General features: G+C 51.2%; 35 protein-coding genes. 6 read left to right on the top strand and 29 right to left on the bottom strand.

Annotated features, from left to right (window positions below):
• Nucleotides 1-305 precede the first annotated feature (305 nt).
• Nucleotides 306-860: a gamma carbonic anhydrase family protein gene (locus QMN93_RS15675; protein WP_058841964.1), complete on the top strand. Its 555-nt coding sequence runs from the start codon at nt 306-308 to the stop codon at nt 858-860.
• On the opposite strand, the gene QMN93_RS15670 is transcribed toward QMN93_RS15675, so the two are convergent.
• Genes QMN93_RS15670 through dprA form a run of 6 tightly spaced genes read right to left on the bottom strand, consistent with a single transcriptional unit; the run spans nt 836 to nt 4,619 of the window.
• Nucleotides 836-1,084 (bottom strand): DUF1488 domain-containing protein, encoded by a 249-nt coding sequence (locus QMN93_RS15670; protein ID WP_126797496.1) that lies wholly within the window; start codon nt 1,082-1,084, stop codon nt 836-838. The genes QMN93_RS15675 and QMN93_RS15670 overlap by 25 nt on opposite strands.
• A complete protein-coding gene (gene aroE / locus QMN93_RS15665; RefSeq protein ID WP_193140111.1) occupies nt 1,081-1,899 on the bottom strand; it encodes a shikimate dehydrogenase in 819 nt (272 codons plus the stop codon). The genes QMN93_RS15670 and aroE overlap by 4 nt, the downstream gene beginning before the upstream one ends.
• A 4-nt stretch (nt 1,900-1,903) precedes the next feature.
• The gene (gene tsaC / locus QMN93_RS15660) at nt 1,904-2,476 is read right to left on the bottom strand and encodes an L-threonylcarbamoyladenylate synthase type 1 TsaC (protein WP_033146781.1); all 573 of its coding nucleotides are present in this window, start codon (nt 2,474-2,476) and stop codon (nt 1,904-1,906) included.
• Nucleotides 2,469-3,023 (bottom strand): type I DNA topoisomerase, encoded by a 555-nt coding sequence (locus QMN93_RS15655; protein ID WP_023309445.1) that lies wholly within the window; start codon nt 3,021-3,023, stop codon nt 2,469-2,471. Before QMN93_RS15655 ends, tsaC begins: the two co-directional genes overlap by 8 nt.
• Before the next feature lie 26 nt (nt 3,024-3,049).
• Nucleotides 3,050-3,523 (bottom strand): DUF494 family protein Smg, encoded by a 474-nt coding sequence (gene smg, locus QMN93_RS15650; protein WP_008503477.1) that lies wholly within the window; start codon nt 3,521-3,523, stop codon nt 3,050-3,052.
• Entirely contained in the window at nt 3,495-4,619 is a 1,125-nt protein-coding gene (gene dprA, locus QMN93_RS15645; RefSeq protein WP_182382768.1) for a DNA-protecting protein DprA, read from the bottom strand. Before dprA ends, smg begins: the two co-directional genes overlap by 29 nt.
• Nucleotides 4,620-4,746: 127 nt before the next feature.
• Here dprA and def point away from each other — a divergent pair, with 127 nt between their 5' ends.
• The 5 genes from def to mscL all read left to right on the top strand — a co-directional run bounded on the left by def (nt 4,747) and on the right by mscL (nt 9,524).
• The gene (gene def / locus QMN93_RS15640; protein WP_006812188.1) at nt 4,747-5,256 is read left to right on the top strand and encodes a peptide deformylase; all 510 of its coding nucleotides are present in this window, start codon (nt 4,747-4,749) and stop codon (nt 5,254-5,256) included.
• Nucleotides 5,257-5,281: 25 nt separating this feature from the next.
• Nucleotides 5,282-6,229 carry a methionyl-tRNA formyltransferase gene (fmt, locus tag QMN93_RS15635; protein WP_048977000.1) on the top strand — a complete coding sequence of 316 codons (948 nt, stop codon included), beginning with the start codon at nt 5,282-5,284 and terminating at the stop codon, nt 6,227-6,229.
• Nucleotides 6,230-6,281: 52 nt separating this feature from the next.
• Entirely contained in the window at nt 6,282-7,568 is a 1,287-nt protein-coding gene (gene rsmB / locus QMN93_RS15630; protein WP_094935731.1) for a 16S rRNA (cytosine(967)-C(5))-methyltransferase RsmB, read from the top strand.
• 22 nt (nt 7,569-7,590) lie between these two features.
• A complete protein-coding gene (trkA, locus tag QMN93_RS15625) occupies nt 7,591-8,967 on the top strand; it encodes a Trk system potassium transporter TrkA (protein WP_008503482.1) in 1,377 nt (458 codons plus the stop codon).
• A gap of 146 nt (nt 8,968-9,113) precedes the next feature.
• Entirely contained in the window at nt 9,114-9,524 is a 411-nt protein-coding gene (gene mscL / locus QMN93_RS15620) for a large-conductance mechanosensitive channel protein MscL (protein ID WP_023309449.1), read from the top strand.
• Here the strand turns inward: mscL and QMN93_RS15615 are convergent, their stop codons facing one another.
• The 23 genes from QMN93_RS15615 to rplP form a co-directional block, all read right to left on the bottom strand.
• On the bottom strand, nt 9,525-9,740 hold the full coding sequence (locus tag QMN93_RS15615) for an alternative ribosome-rescue factor A (protein ID WP_023333665.1): 216 nt from the start codon (nt 9,738-9,740) through the stop codon (nt 9,525-9,527). It lies immediately after the preceding gene.
• Nucleotides 9,741-9,797: 57 nt separating this feature from the next.
• Nucleotides 9,798-10,223: a Zn(2+)-responsive transcriptional regulator gene (zntR, locus tag QMN93_RS15610; protein WP_029740638.1), complete on the bottom strand. Its 426-nt coding sequence runs from the start codon at nt 10,221-10,223 to the stop codon at nt 9,798-9,800.
• Nucleotides 10,224-10,225: 2 nt separating this feature from the next.
• Nucleotides 10,226-10,594 carry a DUF1992 domain-containing protein gene (locus tag QMN93_RS15605; protein ID WP_064673112.1) on the bottom strand — a complete coding sequence of 123 codons (369 nt, stop codon included), beginning with the start codon at nt 10,592-10,594 and terminating at the stop codon, nt 10,226-10,228.
• 107 nt (nt 10,595-10,701) lie between these two features.
• Entirely contained in the window at nt 10,702-11,085 is a 384-nt protein-coding gene (gene rplQ, locus QMN93_RS15600) for a 50S ribosomal protein L17 (RefSeq protein WP_193140114.1), read from the bottom strand.
• Between the two features lie 40 nt (nt 11,086-11,125).
• Entirely contained in the window at nt 11,126-12,115 is a 990-nt protein-coding gene (gene rpoA / locus QMN93_RS15595; RefSeq protein ID WP_323619778.1) for a DNA-directed RNA polymerase subunit alpha, read from the bottom strand.
• A gap of 25 nt (nt 12,116-12,140) precedes the next feature.
• Nucleotides 12,141-12,761, bottom strand: coding sequence for a 30S ribosomal protein S4 (rpsD, locus tag QMN93_RS15590; RefSeq protein ID WP_004868345.1), 621 nt, complete (start codon nt 12,759-12,761; stop codon nt 12,141-12,143).
• Between the two features lie 33 nt (nt 12,762-12,794).
• The gene (rpsK, locus tag QMN93_RS15585; RefSeq protein WP_003863312.1) at nt 12,795-13,184 is read right to left on the bottom strand and encodes a 30S ribosomal protein S11; all 390 of its coding nucleotides are present in this window, start codon (nt 13,182-13,184) and stop codon (nt 12,795-12,797) included.
• A gap of 16 nt (nt 13,185-13,200) precedes the next feature.
• Nucleotides 13,201-13,557 carry a 30S ribosomal protein S13 gene (gene rpsM / locus QMN93_RS15580; RefSeq protein ID WP_003863308.1) on the bottom strand — a complete coding sequence of 119 codons (357 nt, stop codon included), beginning with the start codon at nt 13,555-13,557 and terminating at the stop codon, nt 13,201-13,203.
• 146 nt (nt 13,558-13,703) lie between these two features.
• Nucleotides 13,704-13,820: a 50S ribosomal protein L36 gene (gene rpmJ / locus QMN93_RS15575; protein ID WP_000868187.1), complete on the bottom strand. Its 117-nt coding sequence runs from the start codon at nt 13,818-13,820 to the stop codon at nt 13,704-13,706.
• A 31-nt stretch (nt 13,821-13,851) separates the two neighbouring features.
• On the bottom strand, nt 13,852-15,183 hold the full coding sequence (gene secY / locus QMN93_RS15570) for a preprotein translocase subunit SecY (RefSeq protein ID WP_003863305.1): 1,332 nt from the start codon (nt 15,181-15,183) through the stop codon (nt 13,852-13,854).
• Between the two features lie 7 nt (nt 15,184-15,190).
• Nucleotides 15,191-15,625 carry a 50S ribosomal protein L15 gene (gene rplO / locus QMN93_RS15565; RefSeq protein WP_003863304.1) on the bottom strand — a complete coding sequence of 145 codons (435 nt, stop codon included), beginning with the start codon at nt 15,623-15,625 and terminating at the stop codon, nt 15,191-15,193.
• Nucleotides 15,626-15,628: 3 nt separating this feature from the next.
• Nucleotides 15,629-15,808 (bottom strand): 50S ribosomal protein L30, encoded by a 180-nt coding sequence (rpmD, locus tag QMN93_RS15560; RefSeq protein WP_003863301.1) that lies wholly within the window; start codon nt 15,806-15,808, stop codon nt 15,629-15,631.
• 6 nt (nt 15,809-15,814) lie between these two features.
• The gene (gene rpsE, locus QMN93_RS15555) at nt 15,815-16,315 is read right to left on the bottom strand and encodes a 30S ribosomal protein S5 (RefSeq protein ID WP_003863299.1); all 501 of its coding nucleotides are present in this window, start codon (nt 16,313-16,315) and stop codon (nt 15,815-15,817) included.
• 14 nt (nt 16,316-16,329) lie between these two features.
• Nucleotides 16,330-16,683 carry a 50S ribosomal protein L18 gene (gene rplR, locus QMN93_RS15550; protein WP_003863297.1) on the bottom strand — a complete coding sequence of 118 codons (354 nt, stop codon included), beginning with the start codon at nt 16,681-16,683 and terminating at the stop codon, nt 16,330-16,332.
• Nucleotides 16,684-16,692: 9 nt separating this feature from the next.
• Nucleotides 16,693-17,226, bottom strand: a complete 534-nt coding sequence (rplF, locus tag QMN93_RS15545; RefSeq protein WP_003863296.1) for a 50S ribosomal protein L6 — start codon at nt 17,224-17,226, stop codon at nt 16,693-16,695.
• 12 nt (nt 17,227-17,238) lie between these two features.
• Nucleotides 17,239-17,631 (bottom strand): 30S ribosomal protein S8, encoded by a 393-nt coding sequence (gene rpsH / locus QMN93_RS15540; RefSeq protein WP_006178918.1) that lies wholly within the window; start codon nt 17,629-17,631, stop codon nt 17,239-17,241.
• Between the two features lie 30 nt (nt 17,632-17,661).
• Nucleotides 17,662-17,967 (bottom strand): 30S ribosomal protein S14, encoded by a 306-nt coding sequence (gene rpsN / locus QMN93_RS15535; protein WP_003863291.1) that lies wholly within the window; start codon nt 17,965-17,967, stop codon nt 17,662-17,664.
• Nucleotides 17,968-17,981: 14 nt separating this feature from the next.
• Nucleotides 17,982-18,521 carry a 50S ribosomal protein L5 gene (gene rplE / locus QMN93_RS15530; protein ID WP_001096206.1) on the bottom strand — a complete coding sequence of 180 codons (540 nt, stop codon included), beginning with the start codon at nt 18,519-18,521 and terminating at the stop codon, nt 17,982-17,984.
• Nucleotides 18,522-18,535: 14 nt separating this feature from the next.
• Complete coding sequence (gene rplX, locus QMN93_RS15525; RefSeq protein ID WP_003863287.1) at nt 18,536-18,850, bottom strand: 50S ribosomal protein L24; 315 nt, start codon at nt 18,848-18,850, stop codon at nt 18,536-18,538.
• Between the two features lie 10 nt (nt 18,851-18,860).
• A complete protein-coding gene (gene rplN / locus QMN93_RS15520) occupies nt 18,861-19,232 on the bottom strand; it encodes a 50S ribosomal protein L14 (protein WP_002919748.1) in 372 nt (123 codons plus the stop codon).
• A 166-nt stretch (nt 19,233-19,398) separates the two neighbouring features.
• The gene (gene rpsQ / locus QMN93_RS15515; protein WP_008503489.1) at nt 19,399-19,653 is read right to left on the bottom strand and encodes a 30S ribosomal protein S17; all 255 of its coding nucleotides are present in this window, start codon (nt 19,651-19,653) and stop codon (nt 19,399-19,401) included.
• The gene (rpmC, locus tag QMN93_RS15510) at nt 19,653-19,844 is read right to left on the bottom strand and encodes a 50S ribosomal protein L29 (RefSeq protein ID WP_003863282.1); all 192 of its coding nucleotides are present in this window, start codon (nt 19,842-19,844) and stop codon (nt 19,653-19,655) included. Before rpmC ends, rpsQ begins: the two co-directional genes overlap by 1 nt.
• Nucleotides 19,844-20,254, bottom strand: a complete 411-nt coding sequence (gene rplP / locus QMN93_RS15505; protein ID WP_002919759.1) for a 50S ribosomal protein L16 — start codon at nt 20,252-20,254, stop codon at nt 19,844-19,846. The genes rpmC and rplP overlap by 1 nt, the downstream gene beginning before the upstream one ends.
• Between the last annotated feature and the right edge of the window lie 10 nt (nt 20,255-20,264).

Raw genomic sequence — 20,264 nt, 5'->3', positions numbered from 1 at the left:
CCGTTGCGAGGTGGCGTATATTACGCTTTCCTCTTTCAGAGTCAACCCGTTATTTCAGGATTTTTCTCTTCAACCGACCGCGTTGTCTGTGAAGTGATTCACATCCGCCGTGTCGATGGAGGCGCATTATAGGGATCCCATTTTTTAGCACAAGTATTTTTTAGATCTTTTTTTCCGACTGCTGATTTTCCGCGCTTTTCGCTGAAATCCCGCCCGATCTGCTTAAATATTGACGTATTTTGCCTTGCCGCGATCCATTAATATGATCAAAGTCTTCTGTATAGCGCTCATTGTTAGAGGTAGATATGCCCGCAGTATTACGTCCTTATAAAGATCTGTTCCCCCAAAAAGGCGATCGCGTGATGATCGATGCCAGCAGCGTGGTGATCGGCGATGTCCGAATGGCCGATGATGTCAGCATCTGGCCCCTCGTCGCCATCAGGGGAGATGTTAACTATGTGTCGATTGGCGCCCGTACCAATATTCAGGACGGCAGCGTTCTGCATGTCACGCACAAATCCTCCTATAACCCGGACGGTAATCCCCTCATCATTGGAGAAGAGGTTACCGTCGGCCATAAAGTGATGCTTCACGGCTGCACTATCGGGAATCGCGTACTTGTTGGCATGGGGTCGATTTTGCTGGATGGCGTCATAGTAGAAGATGACGTAATGATTGGTGCCGGTAGCCTGGTCCCGCAGAACAAACGGCTGGAGAGTGGCTATCTCTATCTGGGAAGCCCGGTAAAACAGATCCGCCCCCTGAAGGAGGCGGAGATCGAAGGATTAAAATACTCGGCGAACAACTACGTTAACTGGAAGAATGACTATTTGGATCAGGACAACCAAACCCAGCCCTGATCGTCTTCCTGCTGTTCACGGATTAAATCGCTGGCTTCCTCTTCCAGATCCCAGCGATTTTCGCAAAATATCGCTATCGGGTCTGAGCCGCCAAAACGACGCAACAGCGTTTCCCCAGGAATGGCACAGGTCAGTTGCATACCCTGCACCAGCACCGGAAAACAGACCGCTTGTTTACTCTCATCCCAGTTTTCTCTGTCCGGGAAATGAATAGCCTGGTTCACGCTGAAAGCTCCTGCTTTAACTTTTCAATCACAGGTTCGACCGAAGGCAACACGCCATGCCAGAGCAGCACCGCATGCGCAGCCTGACCCACCAGCATTCCCAGCCCATCGGCTAACTGTTTCGCGCCGTGTTGTTCACACCAGTAAAGGAAAGGCGTCTTCCCTTTCTGATAAAACATGTCATAGAAGTACATATGCGCGCTGACCAGAGAAGCGGGAATTGCCGGGATCTCTCCATTGATGCCGCTGGACGTGGCGTTGATGACAAGATCGAACTCACGATCGGCAAGATCGTCAAGCGCTACCGCGCTCACGCTGCCGGTATGCGCAAACAACGCCGCCAGCGCTTCCGCTCGGGAAAAGGTTCTGTTGGTAATGGTCACCGCACAGTCCAGTGAAAGCAGAGGCAACAGTACTCCCCTCGATGCACCACCCGCACCAATCAGCAAGACCCGAAACCCGGGCTTAATAAACGACAGTCGTTCTAGGTCGCTAAGTAAACCAATCCCGTCGGTGTTGTCACCCAAAAGGCGCCCATCCTCAAGCCGTTTTAGGGTATTGACTGCACAAGCCAGTGAAGCGCGCTCGGTGAGCTCATCCGCTCGTTCAAAGGCTTCCTCTTTAAAAGGAACCGTCACATTCGCGCCTTTACCGCCCGCGGCGAAAAAAGCCTCCAGCGTTGGAATAAATGCATCCACCGGTGCCAGTACGCGACCATAGGGATGATTTATCTGCAGCTGCTTCGCAAATTGCTGATGGATCAAAGGTGACTTGCTGTGTGCAATCGGATTACCAAAAACAGCATAGGTTTCCATGAGATTACCCCTGGCGAAAACGTTCGCCGGTCAAAGCATCGCGAATTTCAGATGGATTCAGGCGCCCTCCCGTTTCACCGACAGCGACTGGGAAGTCATTCCCGAACTGCGCCAGTACTTCTTCGGTTGTCCGGCAAGGTGGCAATCCGGTCAGGTTGGCGCTGGTTGAGACCAGCGGTTTACCAAATGCCAGACACAGCTCAACCACCAGCGGATGGTCAGTTACGCGAACGGCGAGGGAATCAAAACGTCCGGTTAACCAGCGAGGCGTTGTCGGCTGCGCCGGGAAAACGAAGGTCACCGGGCCAGGCCACGCGGAGAAGATAGTCTCGCGCTGCGCCGGCGTCAGCATGGAGTCATCGATATAGGGTTTAAGCTGCTCGTAATTCGCAGCGATCAAAATCAGCCCTTTCTCGACGGGTCTTTGTTTTAAGGCAAGCAGTCGGCTCACGGCCGTCTCGCTGTCAGGATCGCAACCGACTCCAAAAACAGCTTCAGTTGGATAAGCGATGACTTCTTCTTTTTTCAGTACGTCCACAGCATGCGCAATGGAGCCTGATGGCAGGTTATTATTCACTATTTTGATCCGCCGTAACCGGCTTTCCACATTGTTTACTGGCGCAGAAGCGTTTCATGCCTTGCGCGGTTTTCTTCTCTATAAGTAGCGGATAATTGCAATGAGGGCAGGTTCCCGCTACCGGTTTAAAATTGATAACGAACTGGCATTCAGGGTAGCGATCGCACGAATGGAAAGTCTTACCATAACGGGAGCGGCGCTGTACCAACTGACCGCGCTGACACTGTGGGCACGCAATTGCCGTTTCATCAGGCTTATCGATTTGTTCCGTATGCTCACATTCCGGGTAGCGGCTACATCCAATAAACATGCCGAAACGCCCCTGCCGCAGGGCTAATTCACCACCGCAGAGTGGGCAATACTGCCCCTCCAGAATTTTAACGATATGTCCATCCGCCTGGCTTTTCAGGGGACGGACATAATCACATTCCGGATAGTGTGAACAACCGAGAAACGGGCCGTGTTTCCCGGACCGAATAACAAGTTCAGCCCCGCACTGCGGGCAGGGCTCGTTTTTATGCACCGTGAATAGTGCTGATTTGGCCATAACAACTCTTGGTGCTGCACATTGAATTAGTGCAGCATACCTTCATTCACTTCAAAGAGTAATTCTTCCATTTGCTGATACGCGTTTTCACAACCCGGGATATTAAACAGAACCATCAGGATCACCCACTTGAGATCTTCCAGTTCAAATTCTGCTGTATCCAGCGCCATGACGCGCTCTATCACCATTTCTCTCGTTTCGAGGTTCAGCACCTGAATCTGCTCAAGGAATAAGATGAACCCCCGGCAGCTGGCGTCCAGCCTTTCACACTCTTCCGCTGTATAAATGCGTACTGACAATGGGTCAGAAGCAAGCTGCATCGGTTCGGCGAGGCCTTCCTGATAATCAGCCAGTTTTTCCAGCCACATCAACGCATTATAGATATCTTCCCGCTCAAACCCCGCATCGGTAAGATCCTGTGTCAATTTGTCCTGATCCACTCGCATTTCTGCTTCGTTATGGATGTAAGTCTCAAACAAATACATCAGTACGTCGAACATGGCATGCCCTCCTTAATCGGACATAGCCGCCGGGTACAGCTGCGATCCACCCTGCTAACTCCAGTTCGAGTAGCTGTGCTACCGTTACTGGCACAGGTTGGCCGGCACGTTCAGCGACAACGTCAACAGGTGTTACCTCATCTCCTACGTTAGCCAGGAGCTTGGGAAATGGCAATGCCACCTTTCCCTGATCTGATGAATATTGTCGCTTTTCGGGATCTTCCTGCAGCCATTCCAACCCATATTGCAAATTTTCAAGAATATCTCCTACTTCCGTTACCGGCGTTGCCCCTTGCTTAATCAGCCAGTGGGGCCCCTCGCATCCGGGATTACCTATCGGTCCAGGCAAGGCGAACACTTCTCTTCCCTGTTCGAGCGCGCATCGCGCCGTGACCAGCGAACCGCTTCGGCGCGCCGCTTCAACCACCAGCACACCTTTGCTAAGCCCGCTGATAATCCGATTGCGACGCGGAAAGTTTGCCGGCCTGGGCTGTGCGGAGAGCGGAAACTCAGACACTATCGCGCCGTCAGATTCAATAAGCCGCATCGCCAACGCCTGATGCCGGCGTGGATAAATGCTAAAAAGACCGTTCCCCAGCACCGCTACACTTCGTCCCTTAACTGACAGCGCCGCGCTGTGGGCTACGCCGTCAATACCGCAGGCCAGCCCGCTGGTGATCGTGAAACCGCTTTGTGACAGTTGTTCGCACAGGATTTTCCCCCATCGCTCGCCGTACCATGAAGGCGCACGACTGCCTACCACCGCCAGCTGAACGGTGTTAAGCGCCTCAGGGTTACCTTTTATGAATAACACCCCGGGATAATCAGGGATCGTGCGGAGCAAAGGGGGATATAGGGGATGGTTGGGCGTTAATAAATGATGTCCCGGCTGCTCAAGCCACACAAGGCTACGTTCCAGCTCGCTCTCATCGAGTGCAAAGAACCGTTCAGCCTGCTTTGCTGTCAGCCCAGCCTCTCTGGCGACGAGCACGTTGAGATGTTCCAGCTTCTGCAGTCGCGCAGCCGCTTCCAGCATTACATCACCACACAGAGACCCAGTGTGTACTAGCCGTAGCCATATCTCGGTAGACGTCATCCTTTCCCCTGCCATAAGCGGCCTCCGCAATCATTGCGATTGGTCACTGATGCTGTCAATCGATGGGGGATTTGTCTAGAATAGAGAGAGTATTCTTATCAACTCCTGAACACGACTCTGGAAATTTATGGCAGTTTTGCAAGTGTTACATATTCCGGACGAGCGCCTTCGCATCGTCGCTGAACCGGTCAAAGAAGTGAATGCAGAAATCCAGCGTATCGTTGATGATATGTTCGATACCATGTACGCCGAAGAAGGCATTGGCCTGGCGGCGACGCAGGTGGACATTCATAAACGTATTATCGTGATTGATGTTTCCGAAAATCGCGATGAGCGTCTGGTGCTGATCAACCCTGAGCTGCTCGAAAAGAGTGGCGAAACCGGTATTGAGGAAGGCTGTCTGTCCATTCCTGAACAGCGCGCTTTAGTACCGCGTGCCGAAAAGGTGAAAATTCGCGCGCTGGATCGTGACGGTAATCCGTTCGAACTGGAAGCAGACGACCTGCTGGCAATTTGTATTCAGCATGAGATGGATCACCTGGTCGGTAAACTGTTTATCGATTATCTCTCGCCGCTCAAGCAGCAGCGTATTCGTCAAAAAGTAGAGAAACTGGATCGTTTGCGTTCTCGCGCATAACGTCCCCCCGGATACAAGGATCATCGTGTCTAAAACACTACGTATTATCTTCGCGGGAACCCCTGATTTTGCAGCGCGTCATCTTGACGCGCTGTTATCGTCTGGTCACCAGGTTGTTGGCGTCTTTACCCAGCCTGACCGTCCGGCAGGTCGCGGTAAAAAACTGATGCCGAGCCCGGTAAAGGTGCTGGCAGAAGAGCATGGGCTACCCGTTTTCCAGCCCGCATCGTTACGCCCACAGGAAAATCAGCAGCTGGTTGCTGACCTGAATGCCGACGTAATGGTGGTGGTAGCTTACGGTTTAATTCTGCCAAAAGCTGTGCTTGATATGCCACGCCTGGGTTGCATCAACGTGCATGGGTCTCTGCTTCCGCGCTGGCGTGGTGCTGCACCTATTCAGCGCTCGCTCTGGGCGGGTGATGCCGAAACGGGCGTTACCATCATGAAGATGGACGTAGGTTTAGACACCGGCGATATGCTGTATAAACTGGCGTGCCCCATAACGTCAGACGATACCAGCGCTACGCTGTATGACAAACTGGCAGACCTTGGTCCACAAGGGCTTATCGAGACGCTCCAGCAGCTTGCTGACAATACGGCGAAACCGGAAGTTCAGGATGACGCGCTGGTGACTTATGCCGAAAAACTGAGCAAAGAAGAAGCGCGGATCGACTGGTCCCTGTCAGCAGCTCAACTTGAACGCTGCATCCGCGCTTTTAATCCGTGGCCGATGAGCTGGATGGAGATTGATGAGCAGCCGGTGAAAGTCTGGAAAGCCTCCGTCATTAGCGGTACTACCACGGCTGAACCCGGTACGATTGTTGACGCCAACAAGAACGGAATTCAGGTGGCGACTGGGCAAGGGATCCTCAATCTTGAATCGCTACAACCGGCCGGTAAGAAGGCCATGAGCGCTCAGGATCTGTTAAATTCCCGCCGCGAATGGTTTATTCCGGGCAATCGTCTTGCCTGAGCAAATTTATCCTTAAGGCCCGGTGTTTCCGGGCATTTTTATTTTTACGGTTATGAAAAAACAAAATCTACGCAGTATGGCGGCTCAGGCCGTTGAGCAGGTTATCGAGCAGGGCCAGTCACTAAGTAACGTCCTGCCTCCTCTGCAACAAAAAGTCTCTGATAAAGACAAAGCCCTGCTTCAGGAGCTCTGCTTTGGCGTTCTGCGCACGCTTTCTCAGCTTGAGTGGCTGATTAACAAGCTGATGTCACGCCCAATGACAGGCAAGCAGCGCACCGTACACTATTTGATTATGGTGGGTTTTTATCAGCTTCTTCATACCCGCATCCCACCTCATGCTGCGCTGGCTGAGACGGTGGAAGGCGCCGTTGCGATTAAACGCCCTCAGCTGAAAGGGCTGATCAACGGCGTACTGCGTCAGTTCCAGAGACAGCAGGAAGAGCTTCTGGCTGAATTTGCCCAAAGCGAAGCACGTTTCCTGCACCCGGACTGGCTGTTGAAGCGCCTGAAAAAAGCTTATCCACAGCAGTGGCAGGAGATTGCCGATGCCAACAATCAGCGTCCGCCAATGTGGTTACGCGTAAATCGTAATCACCACAGCCGTGACGCATGGCTGAGCTTGCTCGAACAAGCTGGAATGAGTGGATTCCCGCATGAAGCCTATCCGGATGCCGTACGCTTAGCCTCACCTGCACCGGTACATGCATTACCCGGTTTTGATGAAGGTTGGGTAACCGTACAGGATGCCTCGGCGCAGGGTTGCATGACCTGGCTTGAACCCCAAAATGGTGAGCAGATCCTCGATCTTTGCGCCGCACCTGGGGGCAAAACGACGCATATTCTGGAAGTAGCTCCGCAGGCCAGCGTGATGGCAGTGGACGTCGATGAACAGCGTCTCTCACGCGTCTACGACAACCTCAAGCGTCTCGGCATGAAGGCTCAGGTTAAGCAGGGCGATGGACGCAAACCCGCAGAATGGTGTGGTGAAACCCAGTTCGATCGCATTTTGCTGGATGCTCCCTGCTCTGCAACCGGTGTTATTCGTCGTCATCCTGACATCAAGTGGCTACGCCGCGATCGTGATATTAAGGAACTTGCCCAACTGCAATCCGACATTCTCGACGCCATTTGGCCGCATCTTAAGCCTGGTGGAACGCTGGTCTATGCAACCTGCTCCGTGCTGCTGGAAGAAAACAGCCAGCAAATCACGGCCTTCCTTAAACGTACGCCGGACGCCGCGCTGCGCGATACGGGAACGCCTGAATCCCCGGGTCTGCAGAACCTGCCGGGTGCTGAAGAGGGTGATGGCTTCTTTTACGCTAAGCTAATCAAAGAGTGATGTTGAGAACAGGTCACGAGATATGAAGATTATCATTCTGGGTGCAGGACAGGTGGGCGGAACGCTGGCGGAAAACCTGGTTGGCGAAAACAACGACATCACAATTGTTGATACCAACGGCGATCGTCTGCGTGTCTTACAGGACAAGTTTGACCTGCGCGTGGTGCAGGGTCATGGTTCGCACCCACGCGTTCTTCGTGAGGCGGGCGCCGACGATGCCGACATGCTGGTTGCGGTAACCAGTTCTGACGAAACCAATATGGTGGCCTGTCAGGTGGCCTACTCGCTTTTCAACACGCCAAACCGAATTGCGCGCATTCGCTCTCCGGACTATGTTCGCGATGCTGAAAAACTGTTTAATTCCGAAGCGGTCCCCATTGACCACCTCATCGCGCCAGAACAGCTGGTTATCGACAATATCTATCGCCTGATCGAATATCCGGGTGCCTTGCAGGTGGTGAACTTTGCCGAGGGCAAAGTGAGCCTGGCAGTTGTTAAGGCCTATTATGGCGGACCATTAATCGGCAATGCGCTTTCCACCATGCGCGAGCACATGCCGCATATTGATACGCGCGTTGCAGCGATTTTCCGCCACGACAGGCCAATTCGCCCGCAAGGCTCCACGATTGTCGAAGCCGGTGATGAGGTCTTCTTTATTGCGGCCTCACAGCATATTCGTGCGGTGATGAGTGAACTTCAGCGTCTCGAAAAACCCTATAAACGCATTATGCTGGTCGGCGGTGGCAATATCGGTGCCGGTCTGGCACATCGGCTGGAAAAAGATTACAGCGTGAAGTTGATCGAGCGCGATCAACAGCGTGCTGCTGAACTGGCGGAAAAACTGCAAAATACGATTGTATTTTATGGTGATGCGTCGGATCAGGAGCTACTGGCTGAAGAGCATATTGATCAGGTTGATCTCTTTATTGCCGTCACCAACGATGACGAGGCGAATATAATGTCCGCCATGCTCGCGAAGCGCATGGGGGCAAAAAAAGTCATGGTGCTTATTCAGCGCAAGGCGTATGTCGATCTGGTTCAGGGTAGCGTTATTGATATTGCTATTTCCCCTCAGCAGGCGACAATTTCCGCGCTCCTGAGCCATGTTCGTAAAGCGGATATTGTCGGTGTGTCATCGCTCCGCCGTGGCGTAGCGGAAGCCATTGAAGCCGTTGCTCATGGAGATGAAACGACGTCGCGCGTCGTCGGTCGTTCGATCGACGAAATTAAACTGCCGCCAGGCACGATTATCGGCGCCGTTGTGCGCGGGAATGATGTCATGATTGCCAATGATAATTTACGAATTGAGCAAGGCGATCACGTTATTATGTTCCTTACCGATAAAAAGTTTATTACCGACGTCGAACGTTTATTCCAGCCAAGTCCATTCTTCCTTTAAAGAATTGGGTGCTCGAGTAAGAGCACCCTTACTTTATCCTTTTCATTTCTGTGCCTTTTATTTTTCATAATGTTTAATTATCCCGAATGGCAATTGGCTAATCATTTGTTAAACTTAAACTCGTCAGCTGGCACAAGGAGAGAACAATGAGTTTTATTAAAGAATTTCGCGAATTTGCGATGCGCGGGAACGTGGTAGATTTGGCAGTGGGTGTCATTATTGGTGCGGCATTCGGCAAGATTGTTTCATCATTAGTGGCCGACATTATCATGCCACCTTTAGGGTTGTTAATCGGCGGCATTGATTTCAAACAGTTCGCTTTCACGCTGCGTGAAGCGCAGGGTGATGTTCCGGCAGTAGTGATGCACTACGGCGTATTTATTCAGAACGTATTTGATTTTGTGATTGTCGCGTTTGCCATATTTATGGCCATCAAGCTGATCAACAGGCTCAACCGTAAAAAAGAAGAGCCGGCTGCAGCACCTGCGCCAACGAAAGAAGAAGTGCTGTTGAGTGAGATCCGCGATCTGTTAAAAGAGCAAAATAACCGCGTCTAATCAACAGATAAAAGCAGGAAGGCCAGTGGTAAATAAGCGATTCGCTTGCTTGCCACTGGCCTCCCAGTTACCCCGTTTTTCATGTTTGTCTTTACGCAGATAACTTCCTTTCCCTTTTTTATTCTTCTCAACGCGCTGTCTGAATAACGGGTCGTGAAGTAACGCCTCAATGGCATTGTCCTTAATTTGTCCTTTCGTGTGCTGATAGCGGCTCATAATGTCTCCAGAGCAGGGTTTATGACGAAGCGAGTCTAGACCCGGTTGAACTAAAAATCAACAGCCCTGCGTTTCTCCACTCGCTCCCTGTTCAAGAGCTTCGAGGATTGAACAATAAATGCTGCTGTGTGCCGTACCGCAGCAGGCATCATTCAGCCTTTGCAGAGAGCGCTGCATGGTTTGCAGTTCCTGTATACGCGCTTCAACTTCATCCAGCCGGGCCTGCACGATGCTTTTAGATTCCTGGCAGGTGTGATGTTCCGGATCGATGCGGATCGATAATAATTCGCGGATCGAATCCAGTGTAAAACCGAGCTGACGCGCATAACGAATAAACCGCAGGCGCTGCAGATCGTTATCGGTATAAAGGCGAAAGCCCCCTTCAGTCCGAACTTCATGATCGATCATCTGCTGCTTTTCGTAATATCGGATGGTATCCGGCGTGACGTTCGCAAGCTTCGCAAGTTCACCGATACGGTACATAACTACTCCTCGTTTATTTTCTGCATCAATCTTTCACCGTATTCACCGCGCAGAAAATCAGTGTTCATACCAGCCTGGCGCAGCTTGAGTTCAAGCAGGGCGAGGCGGCGGCTAAGTTCAGAATGTCGTGGATCGTCATAGCGGATCCCTTTGAGAAGATCGGCCAGTTCAACAGCCTCTCTGCGCTGTTCGAGCTCCGGGGGGAGACAGCCCGCATTTTTCAGTAAACGGTAACCAGCCCGTAGTTCAGGCGCGATGTGCGAGTCATCGTCAAGCGCAAGGCGTTCGCCGCTCCCCGGGAGATCGTCGAATTCACCTTTTTTTTGGGCATCGCGAATATGGCGTTCTGCCCACTGGTCGAGCAACCACATTACCAGCTCCAGGAGATGAACAGAATTGATACAGACATTGTAGAGAAGTGGGGATATCGCGGATATAAAAAAACCCGCCGGAGCGGGTTTTTTTACGTTACTGCAGATTACTCTGCAGCAGCTTCTGCTTTCTCTGAACGATCAACCAGCTCGATGTAAGCCATCGGCGCGTTGTCGCCTGCACGGGAACCACACTTCAGAATGCGAGTGTAACCACCGGCACGGCTCGCGAAACGCGGGCCCAGTTCGTTAAACAGTTTTGCCACGATCTCGTTATCACGAGTACGGGCGAATGCCAGACGACGATTAGCAACGCTGTCAGTCTTGGCAAGAGTAATCAGCGGCTCAACTACGCGACGCAGCTCTTTCGCTTTAGGCAGGGTCGTCTTGATGATCTCATGACGAACCAGTGAACCTGCCATGTTGCGGAACATAGCCTGGCGATGGCTGCTGTTGCGGTTCAGTTGACGACCACTCTTACGATGGCGCATGACCTTATCCTTCTCAGTAAAACCTTAACCTGTGATCCGGTTACTCGTCAGCAATGCTTGCTGGTGGCCAGTTTTCCAGGCGCATGCCCAGAGACAGACCACGTGAAGCCAGCACGTCTTTAATCTCGGTAAGAGATTTTTTACCCAGGTTCGGCGTTTTCAGCAACTCAACCTCGGTACGCTGTACCAGATCACCGATATAGTGGATAGCTTCTGCCTTGAGGCAGTTAGCAGAGCGGACAGTCAATTCGAGATCGTCAACAGGGCGCAGCAGGATCGGATCGAATTCTGGTTTCTCTTCTTTCACTTCCGGCTGACGTACATCACGTAAGTCAACGAAAGCTTCCAGTTGTTCTGCCAGGATGGTCGCCGCACGACGAATCGCCTCTTCAGGATCGATTGTGCCGTTGGTTTCCATTTCGATGACCAGCTTGTCCAGGTCGGTACGCTGTTCTACACGCGCTGCTTCAACATTGTAGGCAATACGCTCTACAGGGCTATAGCATGCGTCGACCAGCAGACGGCCGATTGGGCGCTCATCTTCTTCCGAATGAATTCGGGCAGAAGCCGGCACATAACCACGACCGCGCTGAACTTTGATACGCATGCTAATAGCTGCGTTCTCATCGGTCAGGTGGCAGATCACGTGCTGCGGCTTGACGATTTCAACATCACCGTCGTGGGTGATGTCGGCTGCAGTCACAGGGCCAATGCCAGATTTATTCAGATTAAGAATAACTTCATCTTTACCCTGAACTCTCACCGCCAGCCCTTTCAGGTTGAGCAGGATTTCAAGGATATCTTCCTGAACGCCTTCTTTGGTGCTGTACTCATGAAGTACACCATCAATCTCAACCTCGGTCACCGCGCAACCCGGCATCGATGAGAGCAGAATACGGCGCAGTGCGTTACCCAGAGTATGGCCAAAGCCACGCTCTAAAGGCTCAAGGGTCACCTTGGCGTGCGTCGAACTCACTTGCTCGATATCTACCAGGCGCGGTTTTAGAAACTCTGTCACAGAACCCTGCATTGTGTCCTCTCTTTGGTACTAAGCTTTACTTGGAGTAAAGCTCGACGATCAGGTGTTCGTTAATGTCCGCAGACAGATCAGAACGTTCTGGCTGACGCTTGAACGTACCTTCCATCTTGCCAGCATCAACTTCCAGCCAGGTTGGCTTTTCACGCTGCTCAGCCAGCTCCAGAGCGGCCTTCACGCGAGATTGCTTTTTCGCTTTCTCACGAATGCTAACAACGTCATTCGCTTTAACCTGATAAGAAGCGATGTTAACAACACGACCGTTTACCATGATTGCTTTGTGGCTAACCAGCTGACGTGATTCAGCACGAGTAGCGCCGAAGCCCATACGGTATACAACGTTGTCCAGACGACCTTCCAGCAGAGCCAGCAGGTTTTCACCTGTGTTGCCTTTCAGACGTGCTGCTTCTTTATAGTAGTTACGGAACTGACGCTCCAGCACACCGTACATACGGCGAACTTTTTGCTTTTCACGCAACTGCACACCATAGTCAGACAGACGCGGTTTACGCGCACCGTGCTGGCCAGGAGCTTGTTCAATTTTACACTTGGTATCGATCGCGCGAACGCCAGACTTAAGGAATAAGTCGGTGCCCTCACGACGGCTCAGCTTGAGCTTAGGACCCAAATATCTTGCCATTTTCTATCTCCAACTAACCTAAAAAACGGAGCGTTATACGCGACGTTTTTTCGGCGGACGACAACCGTTATGAGGGATCGGAGTCACATCAGTAATATTCGTGATGCGGAAACCAGCGGCGTTCAGAGCGCGAACAGTAGATTCACGACCCGGACCCGGACCTTTAACCATAACTTCCAGATTCTTGATGCCGTATTCTTTTACGGCTTCTGCGCAACGCTCTGCTGCAACCTGAGCTGCGAACGGAGTGGATTTGCGAGAACCACGGAAACCGGAACCACCGGCTGTTGCCCAACCCAATGCGTTACCCTGACGATCAGTAATAGTAACGATGGTGTTGTTGAAAGAAGCATGGATATGAGCCACGCCGTCAGAGACTTGTTTTCTTACACGTTTACGTGCACGAACTGGTGCCTTTGCCATTATTCAATCACCCCGATTATTTCTTGATCGGTTTGCGCGGACCCTTACGGGTACGTGCGTTGGTCTTAGTACGCTGACCGCGCACTGGCAGACCACGACGATGACGCAAACCGCGATAGCAACCAAGATCCATCAGGCGCTTGATGCTCATGCTGATTTCACGGCGCAGATCACCTTCAACGACAAATTTGGCAACTTCGTCACGCAGCGTGTCGATTTGTTCTTCAGACAGCTCACTGATCTTAACATCTTCAGCGATACCCGCTGCAGCCAGAATGGCTTTAGAACGGGTCTTGCCGACGCCGTAGATCGAAGTTAATGCGATCACAGCATGTTTCTGATCAGGAATGTTAATGCCTGCTATACGGGCCACTATGCACTCCTACTATTTAATATGTACGCACCATGCTGAAAAGCCCGTTTTCAGGATACTCAAATGGAAACGTACAGACATACAAAAGATTGGCTGGCTAATCTAGCCAGCTCAACCCAACTTTGCAAGAAAAATATGCGAAATAATCAGCCTTGGCGCTGTTTATGCTTCGGCTCGGCACTGCAAATCACACGGATGACACCATCACGCTTAACGATTTTGCAGTTACGGCATAATTTCTTGACGGAAGCACGAACTTTCATTTTTACTCTCCGTAACTTCTCAGGCGACCATTTAGCGGCCGTAGCCTTTCAGGTTCGCCTTCTTCAATGCAGACTCGTACTGACTGGACATCATCAGAGTTTGCACTTGAGCCATAAAGTCCATAATCACGACAACAACGATAAGCAGTGAGGTCCCACCGAAGTAGAACGGTACTTTCATTGCATCACGCATGAACTCCGGGATCAGGCAGATAAAAGTAATATAAAGCGCACCAACCAAAGTCAGGCGAGTCATTACTTTATCGATATACTTCGCCGTTTGCTCTCCCGGACGAATTCCTGGTACAAATGCACCGGACTTCTTCAGGTTATCTGCTGTTTCACGCGGGTTGAAGACCAACGCCGTGTAGAAGAAACAGAAGAAGATGATCGCAGACGCATAGAGTAACACATAAAGTGGTTGCCCAGGCTGCAAATACAGCGAAATTGTTGTCAGCCAGTTCCAACCAGTACCGCCCCCGAACCATGACGCGATGGTCGCCGGGAACAGAATAATACTGGAAGCGAAGATAGCCGGGATAACCCCCGCCATGTTCACTTTCAGCGGTAAATGTGTGCTCTGTGCAGCATAGACACGACGACCTTGCTGACGTTTAGCGTAGTTCACCACAATGCGGCGTTGACCACGTTCAACGAAGACAACAAAGAACGTCACTGCAAATACCAATACTGCAACCAACAGCAACAGGAGGAAGTGCAGGTCGCCTTGACGCGCTTGCTCGATAGTATGGGCGATGGCTGGCGGGAGGCCCGCGACAATACCGGCGAAGATAATGATAGAGATACCGTTACCGATACCACGCTCAGTAATCTGTTCGCCGAGCCACATCAGGAACATAGTCCCTGTGACCAGACTTACAACAGCGGTGAAGTAGAATGCAAAGCCCGGGTTTAACACCAGGCCCTGCATACCAGGCATATTCGGCAGACCGGTAGCAATACCGATCGACTGGAATATTGCCAGCACCAGAGTACCGTAACGGGTGTACTGACTAATCTTACGACGTCCAGACTCCCCTTCTTTCTTCAACTCTGCCAGGGCCGGATGAACGACCGTCAGCAGCTGGATAATAATAGATGCCGAAATGTACGGCATAATACCCAATGCAAAGATAGAAGCACGGCTGAGAGCACCACCAGAGAACATGTTGAACATTTCAATGATGGTGCCTCGCTGTTGCTCAAGCAGTTTGGCAAGTACAGCGGCATCGATACCAGGGATCGGAATAAAAGAGCCAATACGGAACACAATCAGCGCGCCGATAACAAACAGCAGTCTGCGTTTCAGCTCGCCAAATCCACCTTTGGCACTTTGAAAATCTAATCCCGGTTGCTTAGCCATCTGCTACTTATTCCTCAATTTTACCGCCAGCAGCTTCGATAGCAGCACGAGCACCTTTAGTAACACGCAGGCCACGAACAGTTACCGGAGTAGAAACTTCACCAGCCAGGATCACTTTCGCGAACTCGATCTGGATACCGATAATGTTTGCTGCTTTCAGCGTGTTCAGGTCTACAACGCCGCCTTCAACTTTCGCCAGGTCAGACAGACGGATTTCCGCTGTGATCGCTGCTTTGCGAGAGGTGAAGCCGAACTTCGGCAGACGACGGTACAGTGGCATCTGGCCACCCTCGAAACCGCGACGTACGCCACCGCCAGAACGAGAGTTCTGACCTTTGTGACCACGACCACCGGTTTTGCCGAGGCCAGAACCGATACCACGACCCAGGCGTTTACCCGCCTTTTTAGAGCCTTCGGCCGGAGACAGAGTATTTAAACGCATCTCTTACTCCTCAACTTTAACCATGAAGTAAACCGCGTTGACCATACCACGAACAGCAGGAGTATCCTCGCGCTCAACGGTATGACCAATACGACGCAGACCCAGGCCAAGCAGCGTTGCCTTGTGTTTCGGCAGACGACCGATTGCACTGCGGGTTTGAGTGATTTTAATAGTCTTTGCCATGGTCAATTACCCCAGAATTTCTTCAACGGATTTACCACGCTTGGCAGCGACCATTTCTGGAGAATTCATATTTTCCAGGCCATCAATAGTTGCACGAACCACGTTGATCGGGTTGGTGGAACCATATGCTTTGGCCAGAACGTTATGAACCCCAGCAACTTCCAGAACGGCGCGCATTGCACCACCGGCGATGATACCGGTACCTTCTGAAGCTGGCTGCATGAATACACGAGAACCCGTGTGAACACCTTTAACTGGGTGTTGCAGGGTACCGTTGTTCAGCGCGACGTTAATCATATTGCGACGGGCTTTTTCCATCGCTTTCTGGATCGCTGCTGGAACTTCACGCGCTTTACCGTAACCAAAACCAACGCGACCGTTACCATCGCCTACTACAGTCAGAGCTGTGAAGGAGAAAATACGACCACCTTTAACGGTTTTAGATACGCGGTTTACCGCGATCAGCTTTTCCTGCAGTTCGCCAGCCTGTTTTTCGATGTGAGCCATCTTACACCTCTACCTTAGAACTGAAGGCCAGCTTCACGGGCAGCATCTGCCAGTGCCTGGACACGACCATGATATTGGAACCCGGAACGGTCAAAGGAAACATTGCTGATGCCTTTTTCCAGAGCGCGTTCAGCAACAGCTTTACCTACAGCTGCAGCGGCGTCTTTGTTACCGGTGTACTTCAATTGTTCTGAGATAGCTTTTTCTACAGTAGAAGCAGCTACCAGAACTTCAGAACCGTTCGGTGCAATTACCTGTGCGTAGATATGACGCGGGGTACGATGTACCACCAGGCGAGTTGCACCCAGCTCTTTGAGCTTGCGGCGTGCGCGGGTCGCACGACGGATACGAGCAGATTTCTTATCCATAGTGTTACCTTACTTCTTCTTAGCCTCTTTGGTACGCACGACTTCGTCGGCGTAACGAACACCCTTGCCTTTATAAGGCTCAGGACGACGGTAGGCGCGCAGATCTGCTGCAACCTGACCGATCAGCTGTTTATCAGCGCCTTTCAGCACGATTTCAGTTTGAGTCGGACATTCTGCAGTGATACCGGCCGGCAGCGGATGCTCAACAGGGTGTGAGAAGCCCAGAGACAGGCCTACTGCATTCCCTTTGATAGCTGCACGATAACCTACACCAACCAGCTGAAGCTTTTTAGTGAAGCCTTCGGTAACACCAACAACCATTGAGTTCAGCAGGGCACGCGCGGTACCAGCCTGAGCCCATCCATCCACGAAACCATCACGTGGACCGAAGGTCAGAGCGTTATCTGCATGTTTAACTTCAACAGCTTTGTTGAGGGTACGAGTCAGCTCGCCGTTTTTACCTTTGATCGTAATAACCTGACCGTCGATTTTTACATCAACGCCGGCAGGAATAACGACCGGTGCTTTAGCAACACGAGACATTCTTTCCTCCGATTAGGCTACGTAGCAGATAATTTCGCCACCAAGACCAGCCTGGCGCGCTGCACGATCAGTCATAACACCTTTAGAGGTAGAAACAACTGCGATACCAAGACCAGCCATAACTTTTGGCAGCTCATCTTTTTTCTTATAGATGCGCAGGCCTGGGCGGCTGACACGCTGAATGCTTTCTACAACAGCTTTACCCTGGAAATACTTAAGAGTAAGTTCCAGTTCCGGCTTGGTGTCGCCTTCAACTTTAAAATCTTCGATAAAACCTTCTTCCTTCAGCACGTTGGCAATTGCCACTTTCAGCTTGGCGGAAGGCATGGTGACCGCAACTTTGTTCGCGGCCTGACCGTTACGGATACGGGTCAGCATATCCGCGATCGGATCTTGCATGCTCATCTGTCTTTACTCCCGTGATTCAATTGGTAATTACCAGCTAGCCTTTTTCAAGCCTGGCACTTCACCGCGCATGGCGGCTTCACGCAGTTTGATACGGCTCAACCCAAACTTGCCCACATAACCATGTGGACGACCTGTTTGACGACAGCGGTTACGCTGACGAGACGGGCTGGAATCACGCGGCAGAGACTGCAGCTTGAGAACCGCATTCCAACGATCTTCGTCGGAAGCGTTCACATCAGAAATGATCGCTTTCAGTTCAGCGCGTTTAGCGAAGAATTTATCAGCTAAAGCTACGCGCTTTACTTCGCGTGCTTTCATTGATTGCTTAGCCATTCAGTAACCCTACCTTACTTGCGGAACGGGAAGTCAAAGGCAGCCAGCAGAGCACGGCCTTCTTCGTCAGATTTCGCAGTAGTGGTAATGGTAATATCCAAACCACGCACGCGGTCGACTTTATCGTAGTCGATTTCTGGGAAGATGATCTGCTCACGGACACCCATGCTGTAGTTACCACGACCGTCGAAAGACTTAGCGGACAAGCCACGGAAGTCACGGATACGTGGAACAGCAATAGTGATCAGGCGCTCAAAGAACTCCCACATGCGTTCGCCACGCAGAGTTACTTTACAGCCGATCGGATAGCCCTGACGGATTTTGAAGCCTGCAACAGATTTGCGTGCTTTGGTGATCAGCGGTTTTTGACCGGAGATTGCTGTCAGGTCAGCTGCTGCGTTATCCAGCAGTTTCTTGTCAGCGATCGCTTCACCAACACCCATGTTCAGGGTGATCTTCTCGACCCGAGGGACTTGCATGACAGAATTGTAGTTAAACTCAGTCATGAGTTTGTTAACTACTTCGTCTTTGTAGTAATCATGCAGTTTCGCCATCGTACTACTCCAAATTACTTGATAGTTTCGCTGTTAGACTTGAAGAAACGGACTTTTTTGCCGTCTTCGAATCTAAAGCCTACACGGTCAGCCTTGCCGGTAGCCGCATTGAAGATTGCAACGTTAGAAACCTGAATAGCAGCTTCTTTTTCAACGATGCCACCTGGTTGGTTCAGGGCCGGAACCGGCTTCTGATGTTTCTTAACCAGGTTGATACCTTCAACGACAAGTTTGCCGGAAGACAGAACATTTTTTACTTTACCGCGTTTACCTTTATCTTTACCGGTTAACACGATAACTTCGTCATCACGACGGATTTTCGCTGCCATGATTCGCTCCTTAGAGTACTTCTGGTGCCAGAGAGATAATTTTCATGAACTTCTCAGTACGAAGTTCACGAGTTACCGGCCCAAAGATACGCGTGCCGATAGGCTGCTCGCTGTTATTGTTTAAAATAACGCATGCATTACCATCGAAGCGAATGACAGAACCGTCAGGGCGACGAACACCCTTCTTGGTGCGCACCACTACCGCCTTCAGCACATCACCTTTTTTGACCTTACCACGTGGAATTGCTTCCTTGATGGTGATCTTGATGATGTCGCCTACGCCTGCGTAGCGACGGTGCGAGCCACCCAGAACCTTGATACACATTACGCGACGTGCACCGGAGTTGTCGGCGACGTTCAGCATAGTCTGTTCTTGGATCATTTTAGTGCTCCGCTAATGTCAACTACTACCTGAGACTCTAAAATCAGAGCCGTTAAAAAGCCCCATATCGAGGGCGCGGCATTATAACACCGCTTCTGCAATATGGGTAGAAAAAATAAACGGCTCATCGCTGAGCCGTTTATTCGTATTGAGAAGGCGTACTGTATTACAGAACCGCTTTCTCTACAACGCGAACCAGCGTCCAGGACTTAGTCTTGGACAGTGGACGGCATTCACGGATTTCAACCTTGTCGCCGATACCACATTCGTTGTTCTCGTCATGTACGTGCAGTTTGGTCGTACGCTTGATGAATTTACCGTAGATCGGGTGTTTCACAATACGTTCGATAGCTACAACAATGGATTTCTCCATTTTGTCGCTAACAACACGACCTTGCAGAGTACGGATTTTATCGGTCATTACGCACCCGCCTTCTGAGTCAGTAAAGTCTTAACGCGTGCAACATTGCGACGCACTTGCTTCAGCAGGTGAGTCTGTTGCAGCTGGCCACTTGCAGCCTGCATACGCAGGTTGAACTGCTCACGCAGCAGGTTCAGCAGCTCAGCGTTCAGCTCTTCAACGCTTTTTTCACGCAGCTCTTTTGCTTTCATTACATCACCGTCTTAGTTACAAAGGTGGTTTTGATAGGCAGTTTCGCTGCTGCCAGGCCGAAGGCTTCACGGGCCAGCTCTTCCGGAACACCGTCCATTTCATAAAGGACTTTGCCCGGTTGGATCAAGGCAACCCAGTACTCCACGTTACCTTTACCTTTACCCATACGAACTTCCAGTGGCTTCTCGGTGATCGGTTTGTCCGGGAATACACGGATCCAGATCTTACCTTGACGCTTAACTGCACGGGTCATTGCACGACGTGCTGCTTCGATCTGACGTGCAGTCAGACGACCACGGCCAACAGCTTTCAGACCGAAAGTGCCGAAGCTAACATCCGTACCCTGCGCCAGACCACGGTTGCGGCCTTTGTGCACTTTACGGAATTTTGTACGCTTTGGTTGTAACATCAGCGACGCT

Origin of the sequence: Enterobacter sp. R-1.6.2, from assembly GCF_035064085.1 — a bacterium.
Classification (GTDB): Bacteria; Pseudomonadota; Gammaproteobacteria; order Enterobacterales; family Enterobacteriaceae; genus Enterobacter; species Enterobacter asburiae_B.
The sequence above is the reverse complement of the archived record's forward strand: the minus strand, read 5'-3'. Positions and strand labels throughout refer to the sequence as shown.

Excerpts from the sequence above, each read along its gene's own strand:
- rpsN (WP_003863291.1), bottom strand. The coding sequence starts at position 17,967 with ATGGCTAAGCAATCAATGAAAGCACGCGAAGTAAAGCGCGTAGCTTTA.
- rpmJ (WP_000868187.1), bottom strand. The coding sequence starts at position 13,820 with ATGAAAGTTCGTGCTTCCGTCAAGAAATTATGCCGTAACTGCAAAATC.
- smg (WP_008503477.1), bottom strand. The coding sequence starts at position 3,523 with ATGTTCGACGTACTGATGTATTTGTTTGAGACTTACATCCATAACGAA.
- rplR (WP_003863297.1), bottom strand. The coding sequence starts at position 16,683 with ATGGATAAGAAATCTGCTCGTATCCGTCGTGCGACCCGCGCACGCCGC.
- rsmB (WP_094935731.1), top strand. The coding sequence starts at position 6,282 with ATGAAAAAACAAAATCTACGCAGTATGGCGGCTCAGGCCGTTGAGCAG.
- QMN93_RS15675 (WP_058841964.1), top strand. The coding sequence starts at position 306 with ATGCCCGCAGTATTACGTCCTTATAAAGATCTGTTCCCCCAAAAAGGC.
- zntR (WP_029740638.1), bottom strand. The coding sequence starts at position 10,223 with ATGTACCGTATCGGTGAACTTGCGAAGCTTGCGAACGTCACGCCGGAT.
- rplO (WP_003863304.1), bottom strand. The coding sequence starts at position 15,625 with ATGCGTTTAAATACTCTGTCTCCGGCCGAAGGCTCTAAAAAGGCGGGT.
- rplF (WP_003863296.1), bottom strand. The coding sequence starts at position 17,226 with ATGTCTCGTGTTGCTAAAGCACCGGTCGTTATTCCTGCCGGCGTTGAT.
- QMN93_RS15615 (WP_023333665.1), bottom strand. The coding sequence starts at position 9,740 with ATGAGCCGCTATCAGCACACGAAAGGACAAATTAAGGACAATGCCATT.
- QMN93_RS15605 (WP_064673112.1), bottom strand. The coding sequence starts at position 10,594 with ATGTGGTTGCTCGACCAGTGGGCAGAACGCCATATTCGCGATGCCCAA.
- rpmC (WP_003863282.1), bottom strand. The coding sequence starts at position 19,844 with ATGAAAGCAAAAGAGCTGCGTGAAAAAAGCGTTGAAGAGCTGAACGCT.
- rplQ (WP_193140114.1), bottom strand. The coding sequence starts at position 11,085 with ATGCGCCATCGTAAGAGTGGTCGTCAACTGAACCGCAACAGCAGCCAT.
- aroE (WP_193140111.1), bottom strand. The coding sequence starts at position 1,899 with ATGGAAACCTATGCTGTTTTTGGTAATCCGATTGCACACAGCAAGTCA.
- QMN93_RS15655 (WP_023309445.1), bottom strand. The coding sequence starts at position 3,023 with ATGGCCAAATCAGCACTATTCACGGTGCATAAAAACGAGCCCTGCCCG.
- rpsE (WP_003863299.1), bottom strand. The coding sequence starts at position 16,315 with ATGGCTCACATCGAAAAACAGGCTGGCGAACTGCAGGAAAAGCTGATC.
- dprA (WP_182382768.1), bottom strand. The coding sequence starts at position 4,619 with ATGACGTCTACCGAGATATGGCTACGGCTAGTACACACTGGGTCTCTG.
- rpsD (WP_004868345.1), bottom strand. The coding sequence starts at position 12,761 with ATGGCAAGATATTTGGGTCCTAAGCTCAAGCTGAGCCGTCGTGAGGGC.
- def (WP_006812188.1), top strand. The coding sequence starts at position 4,747 with ATGGCAGTTTTGCAAGTGTTACATATTCCGGACGAGCGCCTTCGCATC.
- rplE (WP_001096206.1), bottom strand. The coding sequence starts at position 18,521 with ATGGCGAAACTGCATGATTACTACAAAGACGAAGTAGTTAACAAACTC.
- rpsH (WP_006178918.1), bottom strand. The coding sequence starts at position 17,631 with ATGAGCATGCAAGATCCGATCGCGGATATGCTGACCCGTATCCGTAAC.
- rplP (WP_002919759.1), bottom strand. The coding sequence starts at position 20,254 with ATGTTACAACCAAAGCGTACAAAATTCCGTAAAGTGCACAAAGGCCGC.
- rpsK (WP_003863312.1), bottom strand. The coding sequence starts at position 13,184 with ATGGCAAAGGCACCAGTTCGTGCACGTAAACGTGTAAGAAAACAAGTC.
- rplX (WP_003863287.1), bottom strand. The coding sequence starts at position 18,850 with ATGGCAGCGAAAATCCGTCGTGATGACGAAGTTATCGTGTTAACCGGT.
- rpsQ (WP_008503489.1), bottom strand. The coding sequence starts at position 19,653 with ATGACCGATAAAATCCGTACTCTGCAAGGTCGTGTTGTTAGCGACAAA.
- rpmD (WP_003863301.1), bottom strand. The coding sequence starts at position 15,808 with ATGGCAAAGACTATTAAAATCACTCAAACCCGCAGTGCAATCGGTCGT.
- rplN (WP_002919748.1), bottom strand. The coding sequence starts at position 19,232 with ATGATCCAAGAACAGACTATGCTGAACGTCGCCGACAACTCCGGTGCA.
- rpoA (WP_323619778.1), bottom strand. The coding sequence starts at position 12,115 with ATGCAGGGTTCTGTGACAGAGTTTCTAAAACCGCGCCTGGTAGATATC.
- secY (WP_003863305.1), bottom strand. The coding sequence starts at position 15,183 with ATGGCTAAGCAACCGGGATTAGATTTTCAAAGTGCCAAAGGTGGATTT.
- trkA (WP_008503482.1), top strand. The coding sequence starts at position 7,591 with ATGAAGATTATCATTCTGGGTGCAGGACAGGTGGGCGGAACGCTGGCG.
- mscL (WP_023309449.1), top strand. The coding sequence starts at position 9,114 with ATGAGTTTTATTAAAGAATTTCGCGAATTTGCGATGCGCGGGAACGTG.